Genomic DNA, 4,462 nt, shown 5'->3' with positions numbered 1-4,462 from the left:
AGATTTAAAATGAGCGAATGGGGAGCATCTCCACTAAATAATAAACAAAAACCGCAGAACCAATTTGCCCTGCCTATCAGCTACTATAACTTGACATCATGAAGAAATGAGGAGAAAGAATTTATTATAGAATGGCCATGTCCTGATGGACACAACTTTCATATAACAGCCATGGGCTGACCTGACATATCAATTGCCAGGCATAGCCAAAAACAAATCTTTAAAGATCTTAATAGCTTACGAAGACTTTCTTATAAAAAAAAGGATCAACCATGGACACCCGACAAAAAGAAAACATCCGGATAACACCGGAAGCTTACCTGGCGTTTGAGAAGACTTCACAAATCAAGCATGAGTACCTCAATGGTGAAATTTTTGCGATGACAGGCGGCAGCCTGGACCATAATCAGATCAACGGGAATATTTTCAATCAACTCAAAAATAAGCTTCGGGGATCGTCATGCAGGCCTTTCACAAACGACATGCGGGTCAAAATTAAAGAGATCGATAAATATACCTATCCGGATATTGCCGTTGTCTGCGGAGAAATTGAACTGGAAAGCATTAAAGACGTTGAAACCTTACTGAACCCCATTGTCATTATCGAGATTCTTTCCAGTGCCACCGAGCTGTATGATCGGGGGAAAAAGTTCCGGCATTATCGGCAGATTGATTCGCTTCAGGAATATATCCTTGTTTCTCAATACAATTGTCTTGTGGAGCGTTTTGTTCGTGGAGACAAAGGCATTTGGCAAATATTGACCCCATACACCCATATGTCGCAATCCGTCAATATAGAGGCCATTGATTGTGAATTAAAGCTTTCAGATGTTTATGAACTGGTCGAATTCAAAGCTTGAAGGATATTACCGCCAGGGCAAGGGTGACTCTCCGGCCGGCAGTTTTCGGTATTAACAGATTCGTTCGGCCTGTTGCCAGCATGGCTGCCGCTTCGCATACGCTCTTGACTCCGATATGTTTATTCACCAGGGAAGAGGGATTGGGCACTGTCTTCACCTGGTCCAGTTCGTCTCTTGTATAAAATTCAATGGGCACGTTTAAGGTTCGGGCAAGCGCCAGAAGCCCGGGTTCATTTGCTTTAAGATCCACGGAGACGATTTTGGACAAACTGTTTACGCTGACCCCCTGGGCATGAAAGACCTGTTGCAAATGATCTTCAAGTTCCCGCCGGGTCACGCCTTTTCGACATCCCATACCGGCCACCAGCATTTTGGGGCGCAGCATCAAAACTTTTTCCGGAAGGTCCCGGACTGCGTAATCCACCCATATTCCGGATTTTTCAGAAGAAAATAAGGAGGGATCTTTCATGAGCTCGGACGGCAGATGCGGTGACACCAGCTGAAACGGGTCATGAACCGGCAGGGGTTCCCCCTTGATAAAGGCCATGCTCACATGTTTAATGGCCGCTTTATTTTCGATATAAATGTCCAGGTCCCGGGCAATCACATCAATGGCCGGCACCTGGTTGACATCCGTTGCCGTGGTGATCACAGGCGTTGCCCCCAGTATAGCCGAAAGCTTGACGGCCAGGTCATTGGCACCGCCAATATGGCCTGACACCAGACTGATCACAAAATGACCGGCCTCATCCCCGCACACCACGGCAGGATCTTTTGTTTTATCCTGGAGCAGGGGAGCAATGGTCCGCACCACAATACCGGTTGCCATAATAAAGTAATGCGCATCATATCGGTCCCAGAGCCCTGCCAGAGCCTTGCCCAAAGCAAAGAACCCGGTATAGGGCTCACCAGGTGCAAGTGTCTGTGAAGCAAACAGGTCGGTATGGGGCCACGCCTGTTTTAAGCGGTCTGCCAGGACCATTCCATGGGGTGTCAGCACCCACACCGCAAGCTTTTTGTCAGCCCAGTCGATCACGCCCTGTCCCGATATCCATGGGCAAAGGCCCGGTCGTACAGCAGTGATTTGGCATTTTTTCCCATCTCGAGAAAGGGTCCAACAATAATGAGTGCCAGTCGGTTGATCTTGTTTTCCGCCATGGTCTCGGCCAACCGATCTACGATAGTGACAATAATGCGCTCTTCAGGATGGCTTACCCGATAGGCCACGGCCACCGGTGCTTGAGGGCCATAGGTTGCGGCCAAAATTTTCTCCACCTGTTCGGCCATACCGGCACTTAGGTAAATTGCCATAGAGGCTTTATGGGCGGCCAAACTTTCCAGAGATTCCTTTTCCGGTACCGGGGTCCGGCCTGAAATCCGGGTGAAGATCAGGGTCTGTGATTGTTCCGGTACGGTGTATTCAACCTTGAGCGCGGCAGCCGCGGCAAACGCCGCAGTAACGCCCGGGATTACCTCGTAGGGGATCTCCCGTTGGTCCAGCAGCATCATCTGCTCGGCAATGGCCCCGTAAAGGGAAGGATCTCCGGTATGCAGCCGCACAACCTTAAGCCCCTTGTCCCAGGCATTGGCCATGGCATCCACCATCTCGTCCAGGTGCATGCCGGCGCTGGACGCTTTTTTTGCCCGGTCACCGGCCCAGGTCAGCACAGCTTCGGGCACCAGAGACCCTGCGTAAAGGATATAATCAGCCCCTTCAAGGGCTTTCATCCCCCTGACCGTAATCAGGTCCGGAGCCCCCGGCCCTGCCCCGGTAAATATAATCGGAAATTTTTCCATCACACCTTTCCTTTTTGTGCCGGGAAGTTAAAATCGTGTAAAAACGGGTTATTCTAAATATCCGGGCTATGAATCTAATTCAAAAACGATTTGTAAAGCCTTATTGATTTTTGGAATTTGCTCCGCTGCCAATTGCCCCCGAATTTTTATCAATCTATGGCGGTGGTCTATGGGACGTGTCTGCAAACAGTCTGCAATGGATTTTTTAGACAGGCCGTTGCCAGATGAGGGAAGGAGTTCAACATTGGTTTTTATCCGGGCCTTTTTTGCACTCCATTCCGTTACCGGCACCACCTGGATAACCGGAACTCTTTGATTATACACCTCATTGGTCACAATGATACAAGGCCTGATTTTTCCGGTTTCCGACCCCTTAATGGGATTAAGATCCACGTCAATGACCATTCCCCGTTTAAGTGTTGTCATTCCGGCCATCCGTTTACTGCCGTGTCGGTCAGCTCTTTAAGATCATCATCTTCGGAATAAATCTCTGAATACAGATCCGCTGATTTTTTAAGACTTTCAAGCTCTATTTCTTTTTTAAACCGGTCAATGGCCGCCCGGAGCATCGCGCTCTTATCCTTGAATCCGTATTGTTTAAAACTATTAAGAAATAATGATTGTGATTCTTCAACACTAAATTTTGCTTGACGCATAAGACCTCCTTTTTGGACCCTTTTTCAGGACCTTATTTTCAGTCCTATTATAACGGCTACTTTTTTGATCATCAACTGTAATTTTTACTCATACACCCGGTATATCATTTTTACAGGCTCCAAACTTTTAATCTTTCCTTTTTTCTCCTGCAATAATCCACACGGGGTTCAACGCTTCCATACGCCGCCCCCAGGGCATGTTCCGTGACGTGCTGACCTGGGCCTGGGTCAGACTCACCCCAAAACCCTTTTTTTCCAGCACCGATACCGCCAGATGCAGTGTTTCTAACAGGACGGTATTTACAACGATTCTGCCCAAAGGCTTCAAAACCGTTGCCGCCACATCCAGCACCCGGCCGAGGTTTTTGCCGGAGCCGCCGATAAAAACCCGGTCAGGCACCGGCAGATTTGCAAACCCATCGGGCAGTTCCGCTAAAATGACAGAGATGTTTTTAACATTGAATCGCTCAGCATTGGCCTTGATCTGTTCAACACGACGCTGATTTTTTTCCACGGCATAGACAAATCCGTCCGGCAAAAACAACGAGGCTTCAATCCCCACAGATCCTGAACCGGCCCCCAGATCCCACAAGATATTGTCCGATGCCAATTCCAGGGCCGCCAAAGAGAGAACGCGGATCGGGGCCTTGGTAATCAGGCCCTTTTCATGGACAAACCAGTTATCCGGAGTCCCCAAACGCAAGGGGCCGGATGGGGCGGCCAGTTCACCTTTTTGAAGCACCACCACATTGGGCTGGGCAAAGACCTGGGACAGATCTGTGTGTTCATCCATGGAAGAAATTTTTTCTTCCGGGGCTCCCAGGTTCTCCAGCACCCACATTCGCCAGGCATGATCATGGGTATCCACCTGTTTTTTAATAATCCAGGGATCGTTTTCAGGATCGGTGAGCACACACAGCAGGTCCCTGTCATCCATGGCCGTTGCCAGGGCCGACATATTGTCCCGGCCATGCAGGCTCACCCAGGCGGCATCCTGCCAGGGCAGTTTAAGCCGGGCAAAGGCGGCAGCCATGCTGGTGACATTGGGATGGATGATGACTTTGTCCAGCCCCAGACGTGCGATCAATGTTTCGCCGATGCCAAAAAAAAGCGGGTCTCCCGAGGCAAGGACCACCAAAAGCCCGTCAG

General features: G+C 49.4%; 6 protein-coding genes. 1 reads left to right on the top strand and 5 read right to left on the bottom strand.

Going from position 1 to position 4,462, the window contains the following annotated elements:
- Positions 1 to 272: 272 nt before the first annotated feature.
- Positions 273 to 860: a Uma2 family endonuclease gene (locus B3D59_RS02890; RefSeq protein WP_286817600.1), complete on the top strand. Its 588-nt coding sequence runs from the start codon at positions 273 to 275 to the stop codon at positions 858 to 860.
- On the opposite strand, the gene B3D59_RS02885 is transcribed toward B3D59_RS02890, so the two are convergent.
- The 5 genes from B3D59_RS02885 to cbiE form a co-directional block, all read right to left on the bottom strand.
- Positions 850 to 1,896, bottom strand: a complete 1,047-nt coding sequence (locus tag B3D59_RS02885; RefSeq protein ID WP_286817598.1) for a cobalt-precorrin 5A hydrolase — start codon at positions 1,894 to 1,896, stop codon at positions 850 to 852. The two genes, B3D59_RS02890 and B3D59_RS02885, sit on opposite strands and share 11 nt — an antisense overlap.
- On the bottom strand, positions 1,893 to 2,657 hold the full coding sequence (gene cobM / locus B3D59_RS02880) for a precorrin-4 C(11)-methyltransferase (protein ID WP_286817597.1): 765 nt from the start codon (positions 2,655 to 2,657) through the stop codon (positions 1,893 to 1,895). The genes B3D59_RS02885 and cobM overlap by 4 nt, the downstream gene beginning before the upstream one ends.
- Before the next feature lie 66 nt (positions 2,658 to 2,723).
- Positions 2,724 to 3,083 carry a type II toxin-antitoxin system PemK/MazF family toxin gene (locus B3D59_RS02875; protein ID WP_277001404.1) on the bottom strand — a complete coding sequence of 120 codons (360 nt, stop codon included), beginning with the start codon at positions 3,081 to 3,083 and terminating at the stop codon, positions 2,724 to 2,726.
- The gene (locus B3D59_RS02870; RefSeq protein WP_286817596.1) at positions 3,080 to 3,313 is read right to left on the bottom strand and encodes a hypothetical protein; all 234 of its coding nucleotides are present in this window, start codon (positions 3,311 to 3,313) and stop codon (positions 3,080 to 3,082) included. Before B3D59_RS02870 ends, B3D59_RS02875 begins: the two co-directional genes overlap by 4 nt.
- A 127-nt stretch (positions 3,314 to 3,440) precedes the next feature.
- Positions 3,441 to 4,462: precorrin-6y C5,15-methyltransferase (decarboxylating) subunit CbiE (gene cbiE, locus B3D59_RS02865; protein ID WP_286817595.1), on the bottom strand; the 1,022-nt coding region annotated here is incomplete at its 5' end.

Origin of the sequence: Desulfobacter sp. UBA2225, assembly GCF_002348205.1 — a bacterium.
GTDB classification, from domain to species: domain Bacteria; phylum Desulfobacterota; class Desulfobacteria; order Desulfobacterales; family Desulfobacteraceae; genus Desulfobacter; species Desulfobacter postgatei.
The sequence above is the reverse complement of the archived record's forward strand: the minus strand, read 5'-3'. Positions and strand labels throughout refer to the sequence as shown.

What these genes read in the sequence shown, in the direction of transcription:
- cobM (WP_286817597.1), bottom strand. Translation starts at nt 2,657, where the DNA reads ATGGAAAAATTTCCGATTATATTTACCGGGGCAGGGCCGGGGGCTCCG.
- B3D59_RS02870 (WP_286817596.1), bottom strand. Translation starts at nt 3,313, where the DNA reads ATGCGTCAAGCAAAATTTAGTGTTGAAGAATCACAATCATTATTTCTT.
- B3D59_RS02875 (WP_277001404.1), bottom strand. Translation starts at nt 3,083, where the DNA reads ATGACAACACTTAAACGGGGAATGGTCATTGACGTGGATCTTAATCCC.
- B3D59_RS02890 (WP_286817600.1), top strand. Translation starts at nt 273, where the DNA reads ATGGACACCCGACAAAAAGAAAACATCCGGATAACACCGGAAGCTTAC.